We start from the raw sequence: 23,107 nt of genomic DNA on the forward strand, positions 1-23,107 counted from the left end.
CGACGTCACCACAGCGATCGGACGACTGTTGTTCCCCTCGTCCTGTCCAACGACATCACTGACTGGCGCTTTCGGCGCATTTGCCGAAGTTGTTCTGGTGCGCAACGGCGCAAAGCGAAGCTGCCGGGAGCCTGAGTGGCTGCCAGTGGATTGATCACCTTGATCACCATCGCAGGATGCACAAGGCAAACCTCCTTTCGACCGATCGATGCATGACGTGCTGGTGGGGCGACACGGCTACAACGTGGTGAGTGATCGGACTGCACTGATGTGTCTTGTTGGACTCCTCGGCCTGATCACACCGCGCCTGATCTTGATCTTGATGTGGCTGTTCAGCCCGGAATTCGTCCTTCAGCCGTTTGCCGATCTACCCATCCCCAATCCGATCATGCTGGTGCTGGGACTGGTGGTGCTACCCACCACCACGCTGGGCTATTGCTGGGCCGTCGCTTCATTAGACGGCATTGCATCACTTAGCGGTTTGCTGGTGGTATTAATCGGACTTTTGATTGATGTGGGGTTGATTGGCAATGGCCGAGGAAAGGGCCGACGCTGATCTCAATCGCTCTGGCCGTCGTCCATGCCGCGGCGCACCAGCATTTGAGTGAGCAACAGGAAGGCCAAAAAACCCGCAACAACAATCAGGAGTTTCACCAACGCTAGAAATCACGATCGATCTTGGATCAGCCTATTGAGGCGCTGACGCATGCGATTCACGCGTGCACGCTCTTGTTCAGCTTGATCGGTTCGTCTGGCTGCAACCCATAACACGGTCAGTGTGCTGAGCATCCCGACCATGAACAGAACCAAGCTGACCGGCTGGAAAGGTTCCATGGCTGGACCCTGGCATTGGGATGCCCTGCCAACTTAGAGGGGACGCAAAACAGCTCCACGGCCAGGTGAACACGCAACCACCAGCAGCAAACGACTGTGGATCCGAGGGCAATTCGCCATGTTCATGGCCTTGCGAGGCAATTAAGCCCCTCCGGCAGAATGTCCAAATCAGTGGTTCCCCATGGCTGCCGAACATGTCATCAATGGCCAGACCCTTCGGCTGAAGGCGAAAAGTGACGTGCTGGTTGCTCAGCGTGTCGCCAGGCACATGCAACGACGGATCGACGAAAACGACTGGCGGCCCTACAGCTCAAAAGAGCAAGCGCTCCAGGCCTGGAAAAGACTTGGAGGGATCCGACTACAGGTGATGCAGGCTTTAGGGCTGGTTTAAGTGCCACGAGCAGTGGATCTCAGCCTTCAGCTGCCATCACACCAATCACTCACGCCCAGGACGAGCTCAGTCCTGTCTTTCTCGACGTGACGAGATCTTCAAGATGCATCAAAACCCACCCTGTGACCAAGATCACAGAAGCGTGTGACGCTGATCATCAGGTTTGCTGTTGATCGCTGGGATTGTGTGTGCATCGACAGGGAAGTCTTCAACGACTACATCCCTGAACCTTATGCTCATGCCAATCAATCTTTCCGACTCTCTTGAAAGCGTTGTTGAAAGTCCTGCTGATCAGTCAACCCGAGGTGACTGTCCTTGCAGTGCCTGTCGATTTGGCAACGAGAACATTGAATTTCAGAACACATCGCAGCGCTCTAACACGAGGGGAGGAGGTGCTCTAACAACCGACATGTTGACGGAGCCAGCCTTCGTCGATCACACCCAGAGCGCTGTAATGAGAAGTGGAGAAACCCTGGAGTACTACATTCATAACCCACAGGGAGATTTGTTTTTCGACGACGCTTCTTCAGGTTTTTCCCTTGGACACTCCCAGGAAGAAGCTGATTTTATCCGTTCAATCTTCCAGACGCTAGATCCATTAATCGACCTTGATTTCAACGAGGTCCAAGACTTCAGCAACAGTGATCTGGACATTTACTGCCTTGAATCTCAAAGCACCTGGAGCGAAGACGTTGTGGGCAGCGTCAATCCGCAAGGGAGTGGAGGCGGAGCTTATTGGGATATCTATTGGAAAGACACAGACAACCTGGCTTCCCTAAGCGAATTTGATGCCAGCACAATCGTGCATGAGATCGGCCACATGCTTGGTCTTTCGCACCCCAACGATGATCCAAGCAACCCCGCCTGGACAACGGATGACACCATCATGTCCTACAACATCAGTCCTGATGGATGGGACATCTGGTTCTCTGATGCCGACTTGATAGCACTGCAATCAATCTGGGGCGCCGAAAACGATCCAACACCAAAAAATCGTGAATTCAGCGAATTTAAAACCACTACGAATATCAATCAAGCACTGATGAGCACCTCCAGGGGCATCAACTTTCAACTCTTTGAAACTCTTCCAATGCTCATCAGCGAGGCTACAAATGAGACTCTTCAAGCATCGAGCAACAACAGTTATTCACAACGCACTGAAGAATTTTTTTTCTTCGATAGCTGGGAACTGACCTTTGGAATCCAAACTGATCTCCCTAGCTTTGTCTAATCCAAAGGGACCCATGGCTTGTTGAGCCTTTGACCAGCCCTGAGTGGCTGGCATTCCCAGGCCAATGCAGCGACAAGCAGCTGGATCCAACGGTAAGCGAGAGAAAGGCTTGAGTCGCGCTCTCCCACCACGTTTTCTTCCAAAGCGTCCGCTTGAAGCGTGACAAAGCGACCTCAGGGATGCCATGACAAAGGAATCCGGCTTTTCTCAACTTGAAGACCACCCAGTTGCTGACTCAGCGACCCAAAGAAGACACCCTCATCGATGCCTTGAGGGGTTGCAGAACCGTGCGGGAGCTGAAGACCATCGAGCAGCGTCTCACCACCACTGACTCAATCCCGCTCTTTGACTGGATCTGTGACCTGCTGGTGCAGCGCAGAATTTCGCGTGGTCTCGCCGCACGACTGTTGAGCCAACTGCACAACAGCTAATCGCATAAAAAAGGAGGGCGACGCACCCTCCTGGCTTCCCCAAGGTCAGAACGCCGACGCAACGGTGTTCATGGCTCAATTTTGGTATCTTAATGATACAAACTGCATGCGTCGAAATACCTGTCCTGCTTGATGTCGCTCGAAGAGATCAATCAGAGATGCCGCCCTCATCAAGCGACGAGGAGTCATCACAAGCGCCCTCGGCACGAAACGCCCGTTCAAGCGCGCTGACCTGTTGGGCACGTTCCGGGGTTTCGATAATCACAGTCGCCTGACGCATCGCCACAAACTTGCGCCACAACAACACCACCAACCAAGCAGCGGTAAAAACAACAGCCCCGAAATACAGCAAGTGCACGATGTCGGCGAATTCTTGTCAATCCATTTCTAATCGAGGTGAGGCCTGAACGGACGAGACCCTTGCATATCGCCACCCATCCGTTCATCAGCCATCACTCCAGCTGGCGAAGCAACACCCAGCTGGATCAAGCCGACACCGTTGACCGACAATCAGTGACTGCAACGCCAGCCCATGATCGTTGCGACGGTCAACCCATCGCAAATCGCAACTGAACGAAAACAAGAACACATTCAGCACCAACATAGAGGCTCCAAAGCTGAAGGCATTAAATTTTGACTTTGCAATCGTGAGCCAATAGACCGGAGTAATTAAAGTTCAAATCACCATCGAGGAGTCGTCTACGCATTGTCGAGCGTGGTACGTGTTCGGGGGGACATGCCTTAAAGGTGGCGGGACAACGTCACTAGTGCTGAGCACAAGGATGCATCACTCGTGCATTTAGATCGCCCCTGGACGAGGCAACAACTCCCATTCGCCTTCGTCTTTCACTGCCTGGGCACACGTTTTATAGAACTCTGAATAATCCTCACCATCCTGATGCTCATCCCAACGATCCATAATCACCGTCCAATTATTGCGATCACTTTCTGCATCTTGATATTTAATGGAAACAATGGATTCGACAAATTCTTGCTTGGTTATAGTGCCATTGACGTAGTGAATACAATTTGTAAAAGCACGAGCCTTATCGTATCCATAGGAATACCCGGCATCCCAACCTTCTTCATAAGCCACCTTTTGTGAATGGGCATTGACAGGCAGTACAACGAAGCTTGTTGCAGCAAAAAAACTCAAAAGTTGACGCATTGATTGTGTTCGAACGAAGAACAAGACAGCCTGGTCGGATGATAGCCAAAGACCTGCGATTATTTTGAACAAAGCAAACAAGGCTGGCGACGCTGAACGTGCACGGCTGGCTTGCATCAATCAGTCAACTGCGAAACGAGGGACAACTCATGAAACAAGCGTCTTTGAGCCATCGGACTTGGTCCAATCCATTCCGGTGACACAACGCCTGGGACGCGCCATCAAGAACGGACATTGCCATCGCGGTAGAGGCTGATCCAAACATTGAGTGATGAGAGAGATAGGGATTGGATGAGTCGTCGATCGGGAGAGAAGGTCACGATCAGACTTAACTGAAGAGATGCACTCGATGGTGCGAAAGGATGGTGCCGACGTCCAACACAAGCCTCTCAGACCTTGAAAACGGGATGCTGACGATCAAGCGACATCCACTGCTGACACTGAGAATCTGGATTGATGGAATGATCTCTTGATCATTCGATCAGTGCCCTCTTGATCCCTCAACGCAAGCCCCGATTGAAGGGAGAGCGCCAAATGAGTGCGACTGGCAAAAGATCTCAGCAAGGGCAGAGGCTAGAGAATGGCTCTGGAGGGCTCGGAGAGTTCAGAACAATGCTAAAAAAGCTGGCCATGGGCAAAATCAACATCGTTTCGTTTGATTAGTTTTATACTTTTTAGCTTGCAAATTCTATCAAAATTTTATGTTGTACAACTATTTTCTAGCTAAGATATGTTCACGAGTCAATTTTTTGACCCTCGCTATCCTGCCAAATTTTTTTAGGACTGAAGCAATGTCACCCAAATCAGCCAGGAGAAAAAGACCGTCATTCAAAAGAACTGTCCACGCGCATTCGCCAACAGCAGCTGAAGAGATCGTTGCGCTTGATGCACTTGTCAACGCCTCCGGGATGCACAGTGAACACTTCGACGTTCATTACCATGAAGGAAAATGGTCTGCATTTGCCAAGCATGACGGTCTTCATCTCGCCGAGGTATTCACAAATATTGAAGAGGACAAATCAAATCAATTCACTATTCATTGCGATCCTCACGCATTGAATCACCTCGACGGTCGACTCGACGATGTCGAGCCAGACCCAGAGCTGATGGCTCGAAAGCCGCTGGATGGCTTGAAAGTCTATGTGCTCATGGAAAGTCAGTTTGTTCCCCAGGAAATCGATCTTTATGAGCACAGATTCGCCCAATATGGGGCAACTGTGGAACTTGTTTCCCATTTGTGGGGGACAAAAAGCCTGTGCTTTCACAGTCATTATGATCAAGGCCTGATCCCAAAGATCAGGCACGCAGTCGTTCACATTGATATCTCTGAAGTTGATATAAATTCTCCAGAAACAGCCGCTGTTATTGCACCAATCGACGTGCACCAACGCCTTTTGTATGATCCTAATATCGTTGCTTCGAAGGATCCCGTGAAGGCAGCACGCTCGGCTCCTGCTGTCGATTTAATGAAGAGAGCACTTGAACAGCCAAAAGTTGTTGTAGGGGCTTTTGGTCATGGTGTTGAACTTCTTTCCCCTCTGACAGACCTGATTAAGGACGCTGCCATCACCGCGAGTCCTGGAAGTTTATGTGCTCTTTGTAATGCTGGAGCTCAATGGTCTCCACCAGAGAACCCTGACGAGTGGGCTACACATGTCGTCAAACAGATTTCCACAAAACACCACAAAAATTTAAATTTAATCACTGGCACTTCTGTATTGTCAGGGGGCGTACAGGCCTTTGTTGACGAAATGACGCGCTTTATCATTGAGATTAGATGAAGTACCGCTGGTGATTTAATTTAAGAACTATTCCCCATGTCAATCAATACATTCTCCATTTAACATTTTAGACTTTGGCAATCCACACACGCGCTTACATTTTGGTTGGTGGTGAAGGATGTGTCTTGCGATCAGCGTGCCTGCAACAGCTCCCGTCAAGGGACCAACAAGATAAACAAATAAATTCGTGTAATTACCAGAGTAGACCGCAGGTCCGATGCTGCGAGCAGGATTAACGCTTGTACCTGTTAGAGGCGCCACCAACGGAACAAAGATCATTAAATAAATCAACACTGCCAAACCGGTGTATCGAGATCTGTCATGACAAGCCGTCATCCAGAAAATCATGATGATCAAGATCATGACTAGCAAAGCTTCAAGGAGAATCGCAACACCAGACGAAATACCTTCGGCAACACTAGTCACTCCATGGCCGACTGATGATGACAAAGTTGGCAACATCATGGCGACAATCCACGTCCCAGCCAAAGAACCCAAGCATTGACTTGCGATATAAGGAGCCAGCTTTTTTGTTTCTATTTTTCCTTGCATCCAAAATGCAATCGTTAGAGCTGGATTTAAATGTCCACCACTGGTTTGGCCAAGTGCAGAGTAAACAACAACCACAACACCGAGGCCAAAGCCAGCACCCGCCAATGCAAGGCGAACTGTTTCATTGGGGATTAATGAAGCGAGATATGCCTGCTCTCCAAAATTAAGACTGACCGCTGAAATCCCAGCAATCATCAAGATTGCAGTACCGAAAAACTCAGACGCGTATGCCTTAAGGTCCTCAGTCATACTGAAGTCATTCTTGGTTGATCTTCAACCTATCAATTCTGGATTCATTCGTCGACCTTTTTGTGTGTTCGGCATCAAGGAGCCGTGTATCAAGAGTCATCATGTGTTTTCACTTGCCAATTCGATCCCACTCCTCACTTGATGGTGACGCGTTAATGGATGAGTTCTGTTGCAGCACAGTGCTTCTCCCTGTTCTAAATCAGTGCAAGAGAAGGGTCCGAACAACAGTTACAGCATCGAGATAATTCAGGGCGTAGCAGAAAAAACGTGATCAAGAAAAAGCTCTAGGGGCCAGATCGTCGACTATTGGGTTCTCCAACCAAAGCAAATCCATAAAGCCAAAGAAACCAGCATTGTCGAGCAAACCATGAGAGGCGCCACCAGAGCAGTCGCTACTCAATCAGCAGGGTGCTGAACGGTTGCCGTATCGCAGCTACTACGGAGTGACGTGCAGTTCCCCAAATGGCAACGCTGGACGCATTCAAGGCAATGCATGATGCGGTGCCGAGAGTGTGGAAGGAGAGCTGTTCAAGCTGATGACCTCAGACCCCTGATGCCTCCATTCAGCGCATGGTGGAGATTTCGACAGAGCAAGGGACGACAGTAACCGCCGATGAGGTGCGTGGGGTCCTCAGACAGATGGATGACGATGACGAATTTGATGATTTCGAACTCGATGCCTTCGCTCTCGCTGCCATTGCTGATGAGGTTAAGAGTGGGGGCGGGTGCTGACACGAGGAAGCGCATGACAAGCCTCAGGGCGACGATGTGGGATGCGATCCATGCGCGAGTGGCTGTTTAGTGGCTCATCCATGACCGTTTGAGTCGTTGAAGCCGACCGTGTCTACAAAAGAGCTGTAGCTCCACGCCCTCCATTGTCAGAAGAGCAACTCAAAGCGTTCCTTGAGAAGGTCAAAGGCGACACCAGCCTTCAAGACCGACTTAACGCAGCTAAGTCAGCAGAGGATGTGGTGTCTATTGGTGAGGGGCACGGTCACGAATTTGGAACCGAGCACATCAGCCGACTCAGTGAAAAGGAGCTTGGAGGTGTATCAGGCGGCACTACGATGACAATTGTTACTCCAGTCATTGCTGCAAGCAATGCATTGAAAGCCGCTGGCAGAAATTGCTCACCTTCAGCCTTAATCAAATAAAACCATGTCCCTAGAGCAACTCAAGGCGTTCCTCGCCAAGATCAAAGTTGATACCAGTCTTCAGGAGAAACTAAAAGCAGCCAAGTCGTCTGATGAAATTGTTTGCATTGCCAAAGAACATGGTCATGAGTTCACCGCCGACAGAATTACTGAACTCAACATGGATGAGCTAGAAGGCTTGAGCGGAGGAGGCGGTACCAATGCAAAATACAATGGGGCCTGTGGAGCGACCCATGGTTTTGGAATCTTTTGCCGAGGGTGAAGTCGAACAAAGTCAAATAAAATCTAAATTTTCCGGCTTGTCGGGTGGTTTTTATTTCTTCAGCACCACCATTAAGACTGGAATGCTCCCATTAACAGTCACTATCAATTGTCTGTCAGCCACTGCGCATCCACCAGATCTGAGCAGAAATCAGGCTTACGTTAGAAACCTAATGCCTTATTTGGTAGGGGACAACCAGCAAATAATTGGCCGTCAAATGCCATTGCATCATCCTCTTGAAAATAATCAGCCATCGCTTGAGGTCCACCTTCTAGAAGCTCAATAAGCTTTGAGAAAGTTTTATCCGCCTCAGGAGTGGGGTTTTCAAGGCCATAGTTTTTGTAGAGCGTGCGATAAGCCTCTGGCAATTCAGACTCAGCAAAGAATCCCTTCTTATAGAGATCACATGCAGCCCCTAGTCGCGGTAGCCAAACCATCATTGCGAAGGCCACTGCAACTTGTTCGAAAGCCTCCTGTTCAAGAACCTCTTCTTCCAACGCATCTTGCACAGACGCCGTTTCAGCTGAAACGCTAAATGGCGATGCAATCGAAACAAAGCTGGAAATCGCTAATGCAGCAGTGATGCTGAGGCAAAGACGGTTGAGAGGGACCAAGGCTCCAATCCAGACATCGAGGGTCATGCCAATGATGACAGCGCTCACAGTCTTTGAGAACGGTGTGAGACACCAAGTCAATCAACGTTGATCCACGCAATAACGCCGGTCTCAAAGTATTCCAAGTCAAAACGGAAATGGCGGCTGAGTAACGGCGGCACTATCAGGCTGATCCACATGGATGCTGGCGATGCGTTCAACAAGATCCAGGGTGAAGACCTGAGCCATATCTTCTGGGATGAACTGGGTCAGGAAGCTGATCCGCAGGTGGTGCTCAGGGCTCGTTCATCGATGAGAACGACCGATCCGACGGTGGTGCCGAAGTTCATCGCGACAGCTAACCCGCTGGGACCTGGCAGCTGGTGGATCAGGGATTATCTGGTCACCAAGGCGATGCCAAACCGCATTTTTAATTGTGAGTTCTTTGGTGCGCAGCCTGCGGTTTGGGTGAAATCGACGCTCAGAGACAACCCTTATCTGAGCAATCCTGATCAGTACGAGCAGGAGCTACGCGCCAGCTGCTTTGGCGATGAATCAAAGATTGCGGCTGAGGTTCTGGGTGAATGGGGTCAGATCACTGCAGGATTCTTTGGCTCATGCCTGAGTGTTGAGCGATCGATGCTGCCTGGTGATTTTGAGATCCCGTGGTATCCGGACAAGAGCGGAAGTTTTACCGAGAAGACCAAAGCTCATTGGTGTTGGATCGGTGGCGACTGGGGCACGGCAAGCCCTGCCTGCGTCGTGTTGATGTGTCAGATCCAAGAGCCAATGATGATCGGAGAGGTCCATATCGCCAGGGGCAGTTGGGTGTGTGTGGACGAAGAGTATGTGTGTTCAGTGCAGCCTGATGGATCAAAAGAGTGGAATAGGGGTGATCGAAGTTTGACGGCACCACAGTTTGTAGAACGCGTGAAGAAGCTCTACATGCGCAATGGTTTTACGAATTGGGTGATTCCGCATCGCAGAGTGATCATGGATTCAGCGGTTACAGCACAGCTGGGTTTTGGCGGTCACTCCGATCCAGTGACGTTGAGCACGGAGTTCAAGAAGTATGGATGGCAGGTGACGGGTTCACCGAAGAGCAGCCGTGCGGTGGGATGGCAGCTGATGAAATCACTGCTGTATCAAGCAGGCAGTGAAGAGCCTGGTTTGTATATCTCTGAGCGATGCGAGAGCTTGTGGGCGACGTTGCCTTATTGCATCAGTGATGATCGCAATCCTGAGGACATGGAGAAATCAGCGCCAGACCATAGTGCTGATGCAGTGAGGTATGTATTGACTGCAGCGAATCAAGGTCAGCACAGCTATCGGCAATCACAGCGAAGCGCAGCGCATCCGTTGATGTGGGCGAAGGATGAAACTCCTAGACGGTATATCGGTGGAGTGAGGACGTATGGAAGTTTGCAGAGTAGGCAACTGAATAGGCGTTAGCAGATTGCGGATCTAAGGCATTCATTCGAACTGGTGGTGTTGAACACCACTGTCCCGGTTCGATCCGGGTGGCTGAACTGTTGCCGTATCAGGGCTACAACGGAGTCACGCTGCAGATCCGCTGATGGCAACGCTGGAAGAGTTCAAGGCAATGCGTGATGCGGTGCCGATGAGTGTGCAGGGTGAGCTTTTCAAGCTGATGACTGCCGACCCTGATGCCTCGATCCAGCGCATGGTGGAGATCGCTGCAGAGAAGGGGATGACGGTGACCGCCGATGAGGTGCGTGGCTTCCTCAGGCAGATGGATGACGATGACGAGTTTGATGATTTCGAGCTGGATGCGGTTGCCCTCGCTGCCATTGCTGGTGGCGGGGAATTTTCAAGTGCAGGGCAAAATTGCTGACTGCTACTACATGACGAGCCATGGGGGCGTTGCCCTGGCATGCGACCCATGCGCAAGAGGCTCTTTGGTGGCTCATCGATGACCGTTTGAGTCGTTGAAGCCGATCGTGACTATCAAAAGGCTGTAGCTCCACGCACTCTCATGTCAGAAGAACAGCTCAAGGCTTTTATCGCCAAAGCGAAGAATGATCAGTCCATTCAGGAGAAACTCAAAGCAGCGAAATCACCCGAAGATGTTGTAGGCATCGCTAAAGAACATGGTCATGAATTCACCGCTGATAAGATCAACCAGCTCAGTAATGAAGAGCTGGAAGGCGTGGCTGGGGGCGGAACGTGTCTGACGAAGTGGCAGCAGGGGCTTCAATCCTGTCTAGGAATGTAATGTAACTCCTGGGTAGCTAAACGGCTGCTGAGGTAGCCTACACACTCAAAGCCCCTGCAACCGCAGGGGCTTTTTATTTCATCAATCACCCTCCAATACCTGGCACCATCGCCCGCACTTAGCGGGCTTTCTTGATTGCTTGCAGACATCGCTGCCGACCGTTGCTATGACCAGGCTGTAGCTCTATGCGCTCCAATGTCAGAAGAGCAACCCAAGAAGCAGGAAGTCAAGGAAGAGCCAGCTAAGCAAGAGCTGTTAAAGGAAGAGTTGAATGAAGATGAGTTAAACGGTATTGCCGGAGGTGTTGTTGCCAACGGTCTAATTACTCCAATCCTTCCAAATCCTGGATAATCCTTATGTCTAAAACCACAGTTCTTGCATTGGGAGGAGCACTACTCCTATTCACTGGTTGTGCCACTGTTACAAAAGCGCCACCACAGGCAGAGTTCTCGTCCTTGGCAGCGGAACCTGAACCTGTAGTGGAGGAGGAGGTAGTAGCACCAGACACCACGATAAAGGGTTCGTTTGTCAATGTCACTTATTTGTTAGATGCTCCACCTAAAACGACGACGGGTGAGGCAACTTGGAACCCAGACACCAACACCGTCACTTATTACGACCAGTTTACGGAAGGCAACTACAAGGGATACATATCCAACTACCAGTGCCAAGGACGTTTCCATTTTGAGATAAAGAATGGCACACCCAAAAAGACTTGGTTGGCGTGTGACACTAAGATGGTGGATGGTAAACCAGTCAGCACCACCGTCACTTACCCAGAAGATGGTTTCTTCTCATCTAAAGTCACCTTCAAGTTCTAATTCCCAACGGGTGTTGAACCACACGCTCCAAGCAATGTTCGGTTTCTAATGTCAGAAGAGCAGCTCAAAGCATTTCTAGAAAAGGTCAAAGGCGACACAAGCCTTGAGGAAAAGCTTCAAGCAGCTGCTGATGCCAATGCTGTTGCTGAGATTGCGAAAGAAGCTGGGTTTGATCTCTCGGCTGATTGCTTGAAAAAGGCTCAATCAGATATTGAAGACGCAGAGTTGGAAGGCGCGGCTGGGGGCTGGCTGGGGACTTTGGGAGGGATCCTTGCTAAAGGAGGCTGGGGTCTCTTGCTTTGTTGAGGATGGACTTGAGGACTTTTGGATGTTTGATGCGATAGCTAGCACTCAGAGCAGCACCTACACACTCAAAGCCCCTGCATTGACAGGGGTTTTTTATTGCTTCAATCGTCTGACTAACCCCTTCAATCAGCTTTCAATACCTGGCACCATCGCCCGCACTTAGCGGGCTTTTTAATTAGATACAGACACCGCTGCCAACCGTTGCTATGACCAGGCCGTAGCTCCACACCTTCCAATGTCAGAAGAGCAACTAAAAGCCTTCTTAGAGAAGGTCAAAGTCGACACCAGCCTGCAGGAGAAGCTCAAAGCAGAAGGAGCTGATGTTGTTGCTATTGCAAAGGCTGCAGGGTTTTCGATCACCACAGAAGACCTAAACTCTCATAGACAAGGGGTTTGTGATGATGAGCTTGAGGGTGCGGCTGGGGGTACCTTTTGTTGGCCTGGTCCTGTGGGGTCCTGGTAGCCTACACACCCAAAGCCCCTGCATTGACAGGGGTTTTTTATTGCTTCAATCGTCTGACTAACCCCTTCAATCAGCTTTCAATACCTGGCATAGATAAGGGCAGTTGAGTCAAAGTAGATAAAACGCATTCGCTAAAATTAGGGTGTCAATTAGGGACATTGCAGCCCGTAAATCATGACACCAAATCAGATTCAATGATTGAATCGTGCTTGCAAGATGGCAGGCATTGATTCAATCAAGATCAGTCCATCATCCGATCAACTCTCTCCGCTTAGCAATGACACCGGCAATGATAAAACCCCGCCATTCCTGACGGGGTGATGAAGTGCTTGTATTGCTTCAGAAGTCGATGCCACCAGGGCCGGTGCTGCCGGTAACTTTATTCACGACATCGAAGATTGATGAATCCAGATCAGCAGCTTCAGCATCGTTCATGCCGCCAGCATCAAGACCCCGCACAAGGTTAACTGGCTCGATGACAAAGCGATTGTCGCTTCTTAGGTCAGTTGTTTGTAATTCGACCTTGACGTCGCCGAGCTTTATAAAGCCATCCACATCCTCATCGACATATGCATTGGTCTTGCTGGCGGCCTTTGCTGTCAGGTAATTCGAACCAGGACCACCATTAGCTGCAGTCCAGTCAATGTTCTCCTTAACGCCGATCTCCACATCGTTTGAATCAAAGTCCCCAATCATTCGATCTTCAAAGGATGTGGCACTGCCATTTGTCCAGACATTCATTGGACGATCTTCACCGGTCAAGGAGTCACCGCCACGACTTGGCTTGAAGTGGTTATCTCCCACGATGACACTGGCTTTGGCCTCAATGTCTTGAGGGTTGAAGACACCTTCACCACTGATGGGTCCCAACAGCTGCCCATCGGGTCCTTCGATAAAGGTTTGGCCGTCGCGTTGAACGAGAGAGAGAGGTCCGCTGACAGCAAGTCCGAGAGCATCAGCTCCGATGGCTTCGGGGGCTGGTGCAAATTCACCCTTGATGTCGCCGATCTTGACGAAAGCAGCCATTGGTTTATAGGCGGTGGAGGGTTGTTCGATTGTTCCCTCTCGATGCACACACCCTCTCCGCCATCAACGACCCAAGTGATGACCCAAGTCATCTGTAGCTGTGATGTTGGTCACAGAGCCTCAGAGCCACTGCCATTGCTGGGGCTTAAAGGCTTATACCCCATCCAGCCAACCATCCGATCCGCTTCCTCATCGCTCAGAAGTGGCAACAGGAAGTCCCATGTCAGCTCATCCACCGTCTCATGGCCATGCTCATCAAGGCAAAGGCTGAGCAGATGCTTGAACGCACCGGCGTCGTTCAATCGCAAGGCCAGGAGCAGTTCGGTGAGCAGCGTGACGGTGGTCAGGGTCTCGGGGGACATGGGTTGGTTGCAGCTGCCCAGAGTGTTCTCCTCTGATTTGGGTTAACGGAACGCTCGTTATGTCAACGACAAAACGTCCCGGTTGTTACGAGCGTCTGCGTATCCGTGTCCCCTTGGATTGCAGCGAAAACTTCTCCGGTTCGACGATCAAGGCTTTGGTGGATAGAAATGTCGGCCTCTCCATCGATAGTGACCACCCAGCTCCAGAGTCCGTCTTTAAATGTGGCCGGGCTGTTGTCCCTGGAACCGTCGGCATCCCAAATTTGGGTGATTCGACCATTCACTTCGTCGATATACAAAGTCGAATTGGCATACTCGACCTGAGGGTTTTCGCAGCGAAGCTTCAACTTCACGGCGTTGGCGGGACTAACAACAGTTGCAAGCACCGCTGCTGTGAGAACAGCAATTGACCTCATAGCTCTGGGACAGACGTGAATGAGTCAACTACATCTGTCGTTGAAAAGACCAGCGCGGTGTTCGCCGATCCGGCGGAATTTAATCCTGGAGTCCGTACGGACGGATTTAGAGCAAGCGGCAGTGCAAAACGCTTGAGCCAGTGCCTTTTTGCACTTAGCTATGCACTACTTGGAGTGTTCCACAGGCTTGAAACCTAATGGAGCCAAGGAGACTCGAACTCCTGACCCCCTGCATGCCATGCAGGTGCTCTACCAGCTGAGCTATGGCCCCATGAACGCGGTTGAAGCATTTGGCTTCGCCGTCGTCATGTGGAAGCTTACAACGACGCTGTCCCATGGGCCCAGCAATCACATCTGCCGCCAAACGGCAGCCAGCTTGCCCTGCACCTGCACCTGATCAGCAGGCAGCTCAATCGGCTCATAAGCGGGGTTGGCGGCCTCCAAACGAACAGTCACACCATCACAGTGAAAATGCTTCAAGGTGGTGCCGCTCCCCGGGACCAGAGCACTCACAATTGTTCCCTGACGGAGGCGCCCGGCATCTGTCACCGGCTCCATCAACACCACATCCCCATCCGCGATGTGAGCATCCACCATGGAATCCCCATTTACGGTAAGGGCAAAGAGCCCGCGGGTTTCGAGCACCGGTCCAAGGTCAAGACGCTCCTGAACATCGTCAAAAGCCTCAACAAGTCCACCTGCGGCAACGGCCCCAAGCACGGGGATCCCTGACGTGATGCCGCCAAGAAGCTGAAGGGTGCGGGCCTGACCTTCCTGCCAAGTGATCCAGCCCTTCTGCTGAAGGTGACGCAAACGACTTTGCACCGGCGCAGGGGAACGAAGCCCCATGGCCTGCATCATCTGGCGAATGGAGGGGCTGTGGTGATGACTGCCGATGTAATCAGCAAGCCAGTCGTAAAGCTCTTGCTGAGCAGTCGTGAGGGGCTCGGGAGATCCAGAAGGCACCGGCAATGCATTTGTTCTTCAATACATATGTACCGATGTTTCTTCGCGATGGCAAGAGCCCAGCCCGCTCAGGGAACGTCACAGATCCAAGCCACCTTCAAGGCAGTGTCATCGCGACCGACGTAATCCAGCCACTGGTTGTCACTCGAGCGGCGCTGGAGCCTCTGCTGATTACATAGAGCCCGCATGGTCAGCTCCCGCACCTGCCAGTCTTCAGAGCCATTTCGGCGAAGCAACAAAGCGGCTTTGAACTCCACACCCGCAGTGGTACGGGTGCGATCACTGAGATATTCACCAGCCATCACCGCTGGGGTTTCCAGAGCTTCCATGAACTGCCAAGGACGATCCGTCATCGCTCCAGAGGCTTGAAGCTGCTGGCGGGTCTGCGACCAGAGGGCGGGTTCCGGACCTGGAGACCAGCCTTCAGCTGCGGCAGGAATGGCGGCGAAACAACCGGCCAACGCCAACACAGTGGAGCGGACCGCTGCGCTCATTCTTCTGTCTCCGCTTGCGGGTTAGCGGAACGTTGCTTGATCAGCTCCGCCAGCATTTTTAACTTGGCATTTTCAGATTCTGATGCTCGGGTTGCCATCCAAGAGCTGGCCACTTTCATTTGACCCAGCTGCTGTAACAACGACAGGGCCGTCTCCCTGAGCGTTTCGATGTCGTCGCATTCACGGATGAAGCGCGACAATTTCTCCGCTTCAAATGATTGCTCCAGTCCGCGCTGGAGTGGATCAAGACTCATGATTTTGACTCCCACTCGAGCATGGGGTCAGGGTCTCCATTGCAGATGGCCCGAGCACGCACATAAAACGCACTCTCGGTATCGCCAGCAGCTTCAAGAGAGTCGAGCACTCTCTGCCAGTTGTCACGTTCCTGCTGGTCCATTCATCCATAACCATTGGTGAAGACCTTAGAGGCGTTCCAAAAAGGTCAGCGTCTGATCGGCCACCAACCGCCATTGCGCATCAGCCGTAATCACATGACCGCTGTTCTCAAGCCAGTGAAGGTCAACACGCCTAGAACCCGTACGACGCTTGAGCCATTCCACCCCCCGCTCTGTGATCACGCGATCCTTGCGGCTGGCTACCACCAGCAGCGGTTGCTGCAATTCCGCCAGCTGACGTCGCGTCGCCCCGATCAATCCCAGCACACGCACGCTGCAACGACTGGGCCAGCGCCCATAGGTCCAGATGCGCTCAGCGGTCGCTGGATCCACAAAGTCTTCGGCCGGACGCGCCACCGAAGAAAACACCCGTGCCAACAGTGGCGCGATCAACGCCCGCGGATCGCCACTGATGATCGGAGGCGAATAAGCCATCACCGCTTCAACCTCAGGATGGCGCAGGCCTGCCTGTAGAGCCAGGATGGAGCCCAACGAAAGGCCAGCAACTACCACCCTCTGGCCCTGATTGCGCAGACGAAGCACCAGAGCATCAATCTGCTCCAACCATTGGCGGGGTTCGATCTCCATCAAGTCTTCAAGCCGGGTGCCATGGCCGGCCAACAAGGGCGCTTCCACCCCAAACCCCCCAGCATTCAGCGCTCGAGCGAGCAAGCGCAGTTCAGCAGGCGACCCAGTGAATCCGTGCAACAAAACCACGGTCACTGGACCTCCTGACAAAGCGAAAGGATCCGGAGAAGCGGGGCTCTTCACGACTGAGGGGCCGGGCCTGAGCTCAAAACAGCAGATGCATCCCGACCGCTCAAGACTCAGTTGTTGAGGATGTGGTTGTCATAGCGAAGAACAACGTGCCATTCCCATCGAACAGATTGGCATTGCGAAAGGGAGGCATGGCTCACCAAACGTTGGCGATCGGCAACAGCGCATTGGCCAAACCCGCTTCTGCAGACGTCGACAGTGCCAACAACAACGCAGCCATGAGGGCTCTCCATCGCATGACTGGCCTCAGAAGTTCTGTAATTCTTCGAGGCCGCGAGCTGTTGTGCCGTTGTTGATCATCTCGCATCCAACTGAGTTCAAGGATTGACTCGAGCACAAGAATTCATCAGTATTGGCATCAAAAGAAAGGTCGCGATGAAGCGTATTTTCCTGTTGTGCTCACTCATCGCCTTGGGATCAAGTCCTGCACTGGCACGCCCATGGTTGTATCTCTCATCGTTTTCCCACGGCGGCACAGGTGAAGCATGCCTAAGGGATGCACGCATCGCTCTTGCAGACTTTGGATTCACACGTGATGTGGAGACAAGCCGCTTTGACAGCCAGGAAGGTGGACATGTTGAAGCTCTGCTCTCCAATGCCCCAGTGCGAGCCAAGATCGAATGTGATCCAAAGCTTGGCGTCACCAGTCTTGCTGTGACAGGTCTGAATAACGACCTCACCTACGACAAATATTCCGATCTTTTCGATGCTGAATGGTGATCGCAGGCATCCACCGACGCCTTCGACGCGAATCACAATCGCGACGACGATCGATACGGTCGCATTTCCACTGACAAGCTCTTGATCAACACAACGTTTCGGATCGGCCCTTGCCAGGCTTCTGATTCCGGCCTGATCTCAAGTTTGTTTTTAGTGCGTACGAATGCTCAAGGCAGCGCTTTGGTAGTGGCTGCCACATCACACATGCGGTGACCCAAGCCAGACCAAAGATCTTGGCTGTTGGAACCGATGGACTCGTTAACTGCCTTTGCTGCAATCGGCTTCGCCGCCGTGTCCTGGGATGGGCACTTCACCAAAGCGGGAACGCGAGCGTTCAGACATGCACTCGACTACCGCGAGCCGTTCTGCCAAATGCCTGATGCAGAGATGATCGGGTTGCTCGATGAACTCCTGGAACTGCGTCGGGAGGTGGGCTCCCACGACATGATGTTGCGCGCAGCGCAATGCCTGACCCCTGCGCAACGGATGACGGCCTACGCCATGGCCTCTGAAATCATGCGATCCGATGGGCCGTTCCAACGCCAGGAGCGTGCCTTTCTCGATCACCTGGCGTTGATGCTGGAAATCTCAGGCTTTGAAGCACAGCGCATTGATGCAGTGTTTGAGATCTTTCATGCCCGGCTCACCTTGAGCAGCAGGCTGACCATGCCGGTTCTCGATGAAACCATGGAGCTGGGCGTGGAGACACAACCGGATCCGTCGGTCGTGCACTGAACGACCTGACAGAACCAACATTCACTCAAACCAAACTCACCACTACCAACATCCAATTGACAATCCGCTGGAGCGGACGTGGCATTCAGTGCCATCCAAGGCAAAGTGCAAAGGCTTTGGGTATTTGCGCAGGTCATGTATCCCGATGATGAAATTGTTCCTGTTGTCTTAGTCGCGGTGAGCGTGGTGGTGGTGCTGGTGATCCTGGCGTTCAACGACCCTGGCACCTTCGAATGCGTGGGTGCTTGCGGGTGAGGCCTCTGAATGTTGCTTGCCGGGCTCGCCGTGGTCGTGATCACCTCCTGTTACGACGGCGACACCTGTCGAACCAGCACTGGAGAGCGGATCCGTCTGGCATGCATCGACACACCAGAACTGAATGGATCACGGGCCAAACCACACCAAGCCAAAGCAGCACGCAACTACCTGCGCCAACTCGTGGTGGGACGCGGCGTTGCCATCAAGCGGATCACAACCGACCGCTATGGCCGCAGCGTGGCTGAACTGTTCGTGAATGGGACCAACGTGCAGCAACAGCTGGTGAGCGCACGCCATGCAGTGGTTCTCAAGCAGTATGCCCATCAGTGCCCCTGGGCTCTCAAAGCCTGTGAGCAAGATCACAGCTGCCGATGATTGAGGTCATCCCCTGCTTCTCGTGAGTGGATTGCTACAAGCAAGGTGACCAACGCGGCATTGGCCCATGCCAGAAGAGCAGCTCAAAGCATTTCTCGAGGCCGTCAAGGCTGATACGAGCCTTCAAGAGAAACTCAAAAGCTCAGACAATGCGGACGCTGTCGTTGTAATTGCCAAGGAGTCAGGATTCAGCGTCTCCACGGACGATTTCAGCAAAGCGCAGTCAGCGCTGACAGACGAGGAACTTGAAAATCTCGCTTGTGGGATCTGGTTGTCCTGCATTTGTTACGACACCGCGTGAGCGAAGTTCCCAGCACCAAGCCAGGAACTACAAACCACCGAGCAAAGCAGCGAGCAAAGCCTGCTGGGCATGCAGCCGGTTCTCGGCTTGATCGAAGATGCGGCTGGCAGGCCCTTCCATCACACCTGCACTGATCTCTTCGCCGCGGTGGGCCGGAAGGCAGTGGAGAACAATGGCCCGTGAATCGGCTTCTGCCAACAGCTCTTCATTGAGGCAGAACCCCTGGAACGCCCGTTCCCGTTCGGCCTGCTCCTGCTCCTGGCCCATCGAGGCCCAGACATCGGTGTAGAGAGCCTGAGCACCGCGTGCAGCCTCCGCTGGATCACTGGTGACCGTGATCTGTGCACCGCCAACCGCCAGGGAGCGAGCTTGCTCGAGCACACCTGGTAACGGCTCGAACCCTTCCGGACAGCCAATGCGCACATTCACACCGAGCAAAGCGCCACAGAGCATCAGCGAATGGGCCACGTTGTTGCCATCACCCACATAGGTGAGCGTCTGACCTCGCAAATCTCCGAAGGCTTCCCGCATGGTGAGGAAGTCCGCCAGGGCCTGGCAGGGATGCTCAAGGTCGGTGAGGGCATTGATCACTGGAATCGTGGCCCAGTACGCGTAATCCGCCAGCTCCTGCTGAGCGAAGGTGCGAACGGCGAGCACGTCACAAAAACGGCTGAGCACCCGGGCGGTGTCTTCCAATGGCTCACCGCGTCCCAGCTGGGTGACTTGGGGGTTGAGATCCACGGTCTGGCCGCCCAGCCTGGCCATCGCCACCTGGAAACTCACCCGCGTGCGGGTGGAGGCCTTGGTGAAGATCAGGCCGAGCACCCTATTGCCTAAATCGATGCGTCGATCACCCGACTTGAGCTGACCTGCCAGCTCCAACAGCGCAGCGGTCTGCCCAGCAGAGGCATCCGCTGAGGACAGAAAGTCGCGACCGCTCAGAGTGGAGAGGTCGGCAGCAACGCTGGTGGTGGCGGACGCCATAACCGGACTTCAAAGGAGTGTTATCGGAGACAGACAGCGAATTCGTCAAGCCTCAAGCCGCAACGGCTTCAGGCAAAACGCTGGCATTGAGCATGTCCTTGAGCTCATCACCCTCGATCACCTCTTTCTCGAGGATCTTCTGAGCGATGGTTTCCAGCAGGGCCATGTTCTGGCGAAGGATTGCTAGGGCCTGCTCGTGAGCGTTGTCAACGAGCGCGCGAACCTCCTTGTCGATGGCCTGGGCCGTGGCATCACTCACGGTACGCCGAGGGTTGTTGCCACCACCCAGGAACTGGCCACCACCCTGCTTGTCGTAGGCGAGGGGTCCCAGGGTGTCGCTCATGCCGTAAGTGCCCACCATCTGCTCGGCGATGTCGGTGGCGCGCTGCAAGTCGTTGGAAGCTCCGGTTGTGATCTTGCCGAACACAATCTCCTCCGCAGATCGACCTCCCAGCAACGTGGCGATCTGACCCTGCAGGTCTTCACGTGAATTGAGGAAGCGCTCTTCCGTGGGCAATTGGAGGGTGTAGCCGAGGGCACTCATGCCTCGGGGCACGATCGAAATCTTGGCCACCTTGCTGCCTCCGGGCATCAAGTGACCCACGATGGCGTGTCCCACCTCGTGATAAGCCACCACCTTTTTCTCATCGTCCTGCAACACGCGGCTCTTCTTCTCAAGACCCGCAACCACACGTTCAATCGCTTCGCCGAGGTCTTCCTGCTCCACTTTGGTGCGCTTGGCACGGGCGGCGAGCAGTGCCGCCTCATTCACCAGATTGGCCAGATCGGCACCGGCGAAACCACTGGTGGCCTGGGCGATGCGATCAAGATCCACTCCTTCGGCGAGCTTCACCTTTTTGGCATAAATCCCGAGGATGGTTTTACGGCCCGACAGGTCCGGGCGGTCCACCAACACTTGACGGTCAAAACGGCCGGGGCGCAGTAGTGCTGCATCCAGCACTTCCGGCTGGTTGGTGGCCGCCAGCACGATCACCGGCTTGTCTTTGGAGGCGAAGCCGTCCATCTCGGTGAGCAGCTGATTCAGCGTCTGCTCACGCTCATCGTTACCACCGACCACACCCATCGAACCCGAACGGCTCTTGCCGATCGCATCGAGTTCGTCGATGAAGATGATGCAAGGCGCATTTTTCTTGGCTTGCTCGAACAGATCTCGCACCCGAGCAGCACCGGCACCCACGAACAGCTCGACGAATTCCGAGCCGCTGATGATGAAGAAGGGAACACCCGCTTCGCCTGCCACCGCTTTGGAGAGAAGGGTCTTACCTGTGCCAGGAGGGCCTACCAGCAACACACCTTTGGGAATACGCGCACCAATTTCGGTATAACGCTCTGACGACTTAAGGAAGTCGACGATCTCGGTGAGTTCGTCTTTGGCCTCGTCGACACCAGCCACATCGGCAAAGGTGACCCGCGACTGCTCATCGGGCACGTACACCTTGGCTTTGCTCTTGGTGAAATTCAGAGCGCCCTGAGCGCCCCCGGCACCCATGGAACGCCGCGCAAAGAATTGCAGCACCAGGATGAAGATCAGGGGCGGCACCACCCAGCTGAGGATGGTCGTGAAGATGTTGGGCTTCTTGGGAGGAGCCGCAGCGAACTCAACGCCTTTGGTCTCCAGGCGCTGCGGCAGATCCATGTCGAAGATCGGCGTGGTGGCCAACACCGAAGGAGCCCCTTCTTCTGGATCTGACAGCTCGTAGCGGATCTGATCCTGGGTGATGTAAGCGCGCTTCACAGCGCCATCGTTCACCTGATCGATGAACAGGGAGTAGGGCACCCGTGGCACCTGCTGCATGCCCTGATTGGGAAGGAAACTGCTGAGCAGCAGCAGCACACCGAAGCCGATCAACACCAGGTTGATAATCCCAAAGCGGCGATTGGGGCGGTTGTCGTCCTCGCGGATCGGCATAAATCACGTCCAGTCCTTCGCTCAGGCTAAGGCGGAGATTCGTGTCTCGGCTGCCACGCGATGGCGGAGAACCGAACGGAGCTGCCGCAACACAAAGCTCGCCAGAGCACGCAAAGCCCGCCATCCTCAGCTCGATGGGAGCAGACGCAATGCGATCGGAACAGCGACAGCAGCCAGGAAGCCACAAGCTCTACGCCTGGCTGCTGTCGCTGTGCTTGCTGGTGATGATCAGCTTTGCGTTCCCGAAAATCACCTGGTTGGGCGGTTTGGGCTACGCGCTGATCGCCCTGCTACTCACCCAGCTGGTCATGATTCGCAAACGGGTGATCACCCTGCACGACCGCCTGTATCAAGGGCTGGGTGTCTTAGCCCTCGTAACTCAACTGTTGTGGCTGTTCACCCCTTTGCGTTGGCACAACAGCGGCATTCCCCTAGTGGTGAGCTGGAGTGTGCTGGTGGGTTGGAGCGTGGTGCGTCTGGTGCAACGCCTGGCCAGGGAAACCAAGGTGACGGCAAGCGTGCTGATGGGAGCAGCTGCGGGGTATCTGTTGCTGGGTCTCACCGCTGGGCTGGTGATGATGGGCCTGGAGACCATCCAGCCAGGGAGTTTTGAGCCGATCGAACTGGCCGCTAGCGCCTACGCCGTTGATGCCAGCGTGCTGACGTCTGTGGCAGTGTTCTCTCAGCTCAATTACTTCGCCTTCATCTGTCTCACCACAGTGGGGTTTGGCGACATCGAGCCAATGCTGCCCATGGCCCGGATGCTGTCGGTGAGCACCGGCATTGCAGGTCCGATCTACCTGGCCGTGGTGATGGGAGTGCTGATCGGTCGTTACGCCGCAACGGTGGAACGCCAAGAGGACGATCCCACCCGCAGGGATCTGAGCCGTTGAGAC

At 53.4% G+C, this 23,107-nt stretch carries 35 protein-coding genes and 1 tRNA gene; 21 read left to right on the forward strand and 15 right to left on the reverse strand.

Features of this window, described 5'->3' with window-relative positions:
* The first annotated feature begins 268 nt into the window (after nt 1-268).
* The 4 genes from SynA1825c_RS10350 (at nt 269) to SynA1825c_RS10365 (ending at nt 2,887) form a co-directional block, all read left to right on the forward strand.
* Entirely contained in the window at nt 269-556 is a 288-nt protein-coding gene (locus SynA1825c_RS10350; protein ID WP_186471173.1) for a hypothetical protein, read from the forward strand.
* A gap of 459 nt (nt 557-1,015) precedes the next feature.
* Nucleotides 1,016-1,225: a hypothetical protein gene (locus tag SynA1825c_RS10355; RefSeq protein WP_186469216.1), complete on the forward strand. Its 210-nt coding sequence runs from the start codon at nt 1,016-1,018 to the stop codon at nt 1,223-1,225.
* Nucleotides 1,226-1,463: 238 nt separating this feature from the next.
* A complete protein-coding gene (locus SynA1825c_RS10360) occupies nt 1,464-2,456 on the forward strand; it encodes a hypothetical protein (RefSeq protein ID WP_186469217.1) in 993 nt (330 codons plus the stop codon).
* Between the two features lie 212 nt (nt 2,457-2,668).
* The gene (locus SynA1825c_RS10365) at nt 2,669-2,887 is read left to right on the forward strand and encodes a hypothetical protein (RefSeq protein ID WP_186469218.1); all 219 of its coding nucleotides are present in this window, start codon (nt 2,669-2,671) and stop codon (nt 2,885-2,887) included.
* Between the two features lie 148 nt (nt 2,888-3,035).
* Here the strand turns inward: SynA1825c_RS10365 and SynA1825c_RS10370 are convergent, their stop codons facing one another.
* Both SynA1825c_RS10370 and SynA1825c_RS10375 read right to left on the reverse strand, forming a co-directional pair.
* A complete protein-coding gene (locus SynA1825c_RS10370; RefSeq protein ID WP_186469219.1) occupies nt 3,036-3,245 on the reverse strand; it encodes a hypothetical protein in 210 nt (69 codons plus the stop codon).
* 441 nt (nt 3,246-3,686) lie between these two features.
* On the reverse strand, nt 3,687-4,172 hold the full coding sequence (locus SynA1825c_RS10375) for a hypothetical protein (RefSeq protein WP_186469220.1): 486 nt from the start codon (nt 4,170-4,172) through the stop codon (nt 3,687-3,689).
* A 674-nt stretch (nt 4,173-4,846) separates the two neighbouring features.
* Here SynA1825c_RS10375 and SynA1825c_RS10380 point away from each other — a divergent pair.
* Nucleotides 4,847-5,836 (forward strand): hypothetical protein, encoded by a 990-nt coding sequence (locus SynA1825c_RS10380; protein ID WP_186469221.1) that lies wholly within the window; start codon nt 4,847-4,849, stop codon nt 5,834-5,836.
* Nucleotides 5,837-5,875: 39 nt separating this feature from the next.
* On the opposite strand, the gene SynA1825c_RS10385 is transcribed toward SynA1825c_RS10380, so the two are convergent.
* Entirely contained in the window at nt 5,876-6,637 is a 762-nt protein-coding gene (locus tag SynA1825c_RS10385) for an MIP/aquaporin family protein (RefSeq protein WP_186469222.1), read from the reverse strand.
* A gap of 570 nt (nt 6,638-7,207) precedes the next feature.
* Here SynA1825c_RS10385 and SynA1825c_RS10390 point away from each other — a divergent pair.
* The 3 genes from SynA1825c_RS10390 (at nt 7,208) to SynA1825c_RS10400 (ending at nt 8,053) form a co-directional block, all read left to right on the forward strand.
* Nucleotides 7,208-7,369, forward strand: a complete 162-nt coding sequence (locus SynA1825c_RS10390; RefSeq protein WP_186469223.1) for a hypothetical protein — start codon at nt 7,208-7,210, stop codon at nt 7,367-7,369.
* 143 nt (nt 7,370-7,512) lie between these two features.
* On the forward strand, nt 7,513-7,791 hold the full coding sequence (locus SynA1825c_RS10395; RefSeq protein ID WP_186469224.1) for a Nif11-like leader peptide family natural product precursor: 279 nt from the start codon (nt 7,513-7,515) through the stop codon (nt 7,789-7,791).
* Nucleotides 7,792-7,795: 4 nt separating this feature from the next.
* Nucleotides 7,796-8,053, forward strand: coding sequence for a Nif11-like leader peptide family natural product precursor (locus SynA1825c_RS10400; RefSeq protein ID WP_186469225.1), 258 nt, complete (start codon nt 7,796-7,798; stop codon nt 8,051-8,053).
* 161 nt (nt 8,054-8,214) lie between these two features.
* Here SynA1825c_RS10400 and SynA1825c_RS10405 read toward each other — a convergent pair whose 3' ends face one another.
* Nucleotides 8,215-8,694, reverse strand: a complete 480-nt coding sequence (locus tag SynA1825c_RS10405; RefSeq protein ID WP_186469226.1) for a hypothetical protein — start codon at nt 8,692-8,694, stop codon at nt 8,215-8,217.
* 150 nt (nt 8,695-8,844) lie between these two features.
* On the opposite strand from SynA1825c_RS10405, the gene SynA1825c_RS10410 reads away from it, so the two are divergent.
* The 7 genes from SynA1825c_RS10410 to SynA1825c_RS10440 all read left to right on the forward strand — a co-directional run bounded on the left by SynA1825c_RS10410 (nt 8,845) and on the right by SynA1825c_RS10440 (nt 12,472).
* Complete coding sequence (locus tag SynA1825c_RS10410; protein WP_255478364.1) at nt 8,845-10,098, forward strand: hypothetical protein; 1,254 nt, start codon at nt 8,845-8,847, stop codon at nt 10,096-10,098.
* 124 nt (nt 10,099-10,222) lie between these two features.
* Nucleotides 10,223-10,501 (forward strand): hypothetical protein, encoded by a 279-nt coding sequence (locus SynA1825c_RS10415; RefSeq protein WP_186469227.1) that lies wholly within the window; start codon nt 10,223-10,225, stop codon nt 10,499-10,501.
* Nucleotides 10,502-10,642: 141 nt separating this feature from the next.
* Nucleotides 10,643-10,882, forward strand: a complete 240-nt coding sequence (locus tag SynA1825c_RS10420; protein ID WP_186469228.1) for a Nif11-like leader peptide family natural product precursor — start codon at nt 10,643-10,645, stop codon at nt 10,880-10,882.
* A gap of 195 nt (nt 10,883-11,077) precedes the next feature.
* On the forward strand, nt 11,078-11,233 hold the full coding sequence (locus SynA1825c_RS10425) for a hypothetical protein (RefSeq protein WP_186469229.1): 156 nt from the start codon (nt 11,078-11,080) through the stop codon (nt 11,231-11,233).
* A 5-nt stretch (nt 11,234-11,238) separates the two neighbouring features.
* Nucleotides 11,239-11,703: a hypothetical protein gene (locus SynA1825c_RS10430; protein ID WP_186469230.1), complete on the forward strand. Its 465-nt coding sequence runs from the start codon at nt 11,239-11,241 to the stop codon at nt 11,701-11,703.
* A 48-nt stretch (nt 11,704-11,751) separates the two neighbouring features.
* Nucleotides 11,752-12,009, forward strand: coding sequence for a Nif11-like leader peptide family natural product precursor (locus tag SynA1825c_RS10435; RefSeq protein WP_186469231.1), 258 nt, complete (start codon nt 11,752-11,754; stop codon nt 12,007-12,009).
* A gap of 235 nt (nt 12,010-12,244) precedes the next feature.
* Nucleotides 12,245-12,472: a Nif11-like leader peptide family natural product precursor gene (locus SynA1825c_RS10440; RefSeq protein ID WP_186469232.1), complete on the forward strand. Its 228-nt coding sequence runs from the start codon at nt 12,245-12,247 to the stop codon at nt 12,470-12,472.
* A gap of 339 nt (nt 12,473-12,811) precedes the next feature.
* Here the strand turns inward: SynA1825c_RS10440 and SynA1825c_RS10445 are convergent, their stop codons facing one another.
* The 9 genes from SynA1825c_RS10445 to SynA1825c_RS10485 all read right to left on the reverse strand — a co-directional run bounded on the left by SynA1825c_RS10445 (nt 12,812) and on the right by SynA1825c_RS10485 (nt 16,902).
* Nucleotides 12,812-13,498: a hypothetical protein gene (locus tag SynA1825c_RS10445; RefSeq protein WP_186469233.1), complete on the reverse strand. Its 687-nt coding sequence runs from the start codon at nt 13,496-13,498 to the stop codon at nt 12,812-12,814.
* 110 nt (nt 13,499-13,608) lie between these two features.
* A complete protein-coding gene (locus SynA1825c_RS10450; protein WP_186469234.1) occupies nt 13,609-13,860 on the reverse strand; it encodes a hypothetical protein in 252 nt (83 codons plus the stop codon).
* A 62-nt stretch (nt 13,861-13,922) separates the two neighbouring features.
* Nucleotides 13,923-14,276: a hypothetical protein gene (locus SynA1825c_RS10455; RefSeq protein ID WP_222929999.1), complete on the reverse strand. Its 354-nt coding sequence runs from the start codon at nt 14,274-14,276 to the stop codon at nt 13,923-13,925.
* Between the two features lie 198 nt (nt 14,277-14,474).
* Nucleotides 14,475-14,547 (reverse strand) — tRNA-Ala (locus SynA1825c_RS10460).
* A 77-nt stretch (nt 14,548-14,624) separates the two neighbouring features.
* Nucleotides 14,625-15,248: a transcriptional repressor LexA gene (lexA, locus tag SynA1825c_RS10465; protein ID WP_186469236.1), complete on the reverse strand. Its 624-nt coding sequence runs from the start codon at nt 15,246-15,248 to the stop codon at nt 14,625-14,627.
* 62 nt (nt 15,249-15,310) lie between these two features.
* Nucleotides 15,311-15,736, reverse strand: coding sequence for a hypothetical protein (locus SynA1825c_RS10470; RefSeq protein WP_186469237.1), 426 nt, complete (start codon nt 15,734-15,736; stop codon nt 15,311-15,313).
* A complete protein-coding gene (locus SynA1825c_RS10475; RefSeq protein WP_186469238.1) occupies nt 15,733-15,990 on the reverse strand; it encodes a hypothetical protein in 258 nt (85 codons plus the stop codon). Before SynA1825c_RS10475 ends, SynA1825c_RS10470 begins: the two co-directional genes overlap by 4 nt.
* Nucleotides 15,987-16,133 carry a hypothetical protein gene (locus tag SynA1825c_RS10480; RefSeq protein ID WP_186469239.1) on the reverse strand — a complete coding sequence of 49 codons (147 nt, stop codon included), beginning with the start codon at nt 16,131-16,133 and terminating at the stop codon, nt 15,987-15,989. Before SynA1825c_RS10480 ends, SynA1825c_RS10475 begins: the two co-directional genes overlap by 4 nt.
* Before the next feature lie 25 nt (nt 16,134-16,158).
* The gene (locus SynA1825c_RS10485) at nt 16,159-16,902 is read right to left on the reverse strand and encodes a carboxylesterase (protein ID WP_186469240.1); all 744 of its coding nucleotides are present in this window, start codon (nt 16,900-16,902) and stop codon (nt 16,159-16,161) included.
* A 381-nt stretch (nt 16,903-17,283) separates the two neighbouring features.
* On the opposite strand from SynA1825c_RS10485, the gene SynA1825c_RS10490 reads away from it, so the two are divergent.
* The 5 genes from SynA1825c_RS10490 (at nt 17,284) to SynA1825c_RS10510 (ending at nt 19,297) form a co-directional block, all read left to right on the forward strand.
* On the forward strand, nt 17,284-17,628 hold the full coding sequence (locus tag SynA1825c_RS10490; RefSeq protein ID WP_186469241.1) for a hypothetical protein: 345 nt from the start codon (nt 17,284-17,286) through the stop codon (nt 17,626-17,628).
* A 249-nt stretch (nt 17,629-17,877) separates the two neighbouring features.
* Nucleotides 17,878-18,363 (forward strand): tellurite resistance TerB family protein, encoded by a 486-nt coding sequence (locus tag SynA1825c_RS10495; RefSeq protein ID WP_186469242.1) that lies wholly within the window; start codon nt 17,878-17,880, stop codon nt 18,361-18,363.
* 78 nt (nt 18,364-18,441) lie between these two features.
* Nucleotides 18,442-18,618: a hypothetical protein gene (locus SynA1825c_RS10500; protein WP_186471247.1), complete on the forward strand. Its 177-nt coding sequence runs from the start codon at nt 18,442-18,444 to the stop codon at nt 18,616-18,618.
* A 9-nt stretch (nt 18,619-18,627) separates the two neighbouring features.
* Complete coding sequence (locus SynA1825c_RS10505; RefSeq protein ID WP_186469243.1) at nt 18,628-18,996, forward strand: thermonuclease family protein; 369 nt, start codon at nt 18,628-18,630, stop codon at nt 18,994-18,996.
* Between the two features lie 67 nt (nt 18,997-19,063).
* On the forward strand, nt 19,064-19,297 hold the full coding sequence (locus SynA1825c_RS10510) for a Nif11-like leader peptide family natural product precursor (RefSeq protein WP_186469244.1): 234 nt from the start codon (nt 19,064-19,066) through the stop codon (nt 19,295-19,297).
* 27 nt (nt 19,298-19,324) lie between these two features.
* Here SynA1825c_RS10510 and argF read toward each other — a convergent pair whose 3' ends face one another.
* Entirely contained in the window at nt 19,325-20,281 is a 957-nt protein-coding gene (argF, locus tag SynA1825c_RS10515; RefSeq protein ID WP_186469245.1) for an ornithine carbamoyltransferase, read from the reverse strand.
* Nucleotides 20,282-20,333: 52 nt separating this feature from the next.
* A complete protein-coding gene (gene ftsH / locus SynA1825c_RS10520) occupies nt 20,334-22,211 on the reverse strand; it encodes an ATP-dependent zinc metalloprotease FtsH (RefSeq protein ID WP_186469246.1) in 1,878 nt (625 codons plus the stop codon).
* Between the two features lie 41 nt (nt 22,212-22,252).
* Between ftsH and SynA1825c_RS10525 the strand changes: the two genes are divergently transcribed.
* A complete protein-coding gene (locus SynA1825c_RS10525) occupies nt 22,253-23,104 on the forward strand; it encodes a potassium channel family protein (protein WP_370593746.1) in 852 nt (283 codons plus the stop codon).
* The last annotated feature ends 3 nt before the right edge of the window (nt 23,105-23,107 follow it).

The organism is Synechococcus sp. A18-25c, from assembly GCF_014280035.1.
Lineage (GTDB): Bacteria > Cyanobacteriota > Cyanobacteriia > PCC-6307 > Cyanobiaceae > Synechococcus_C.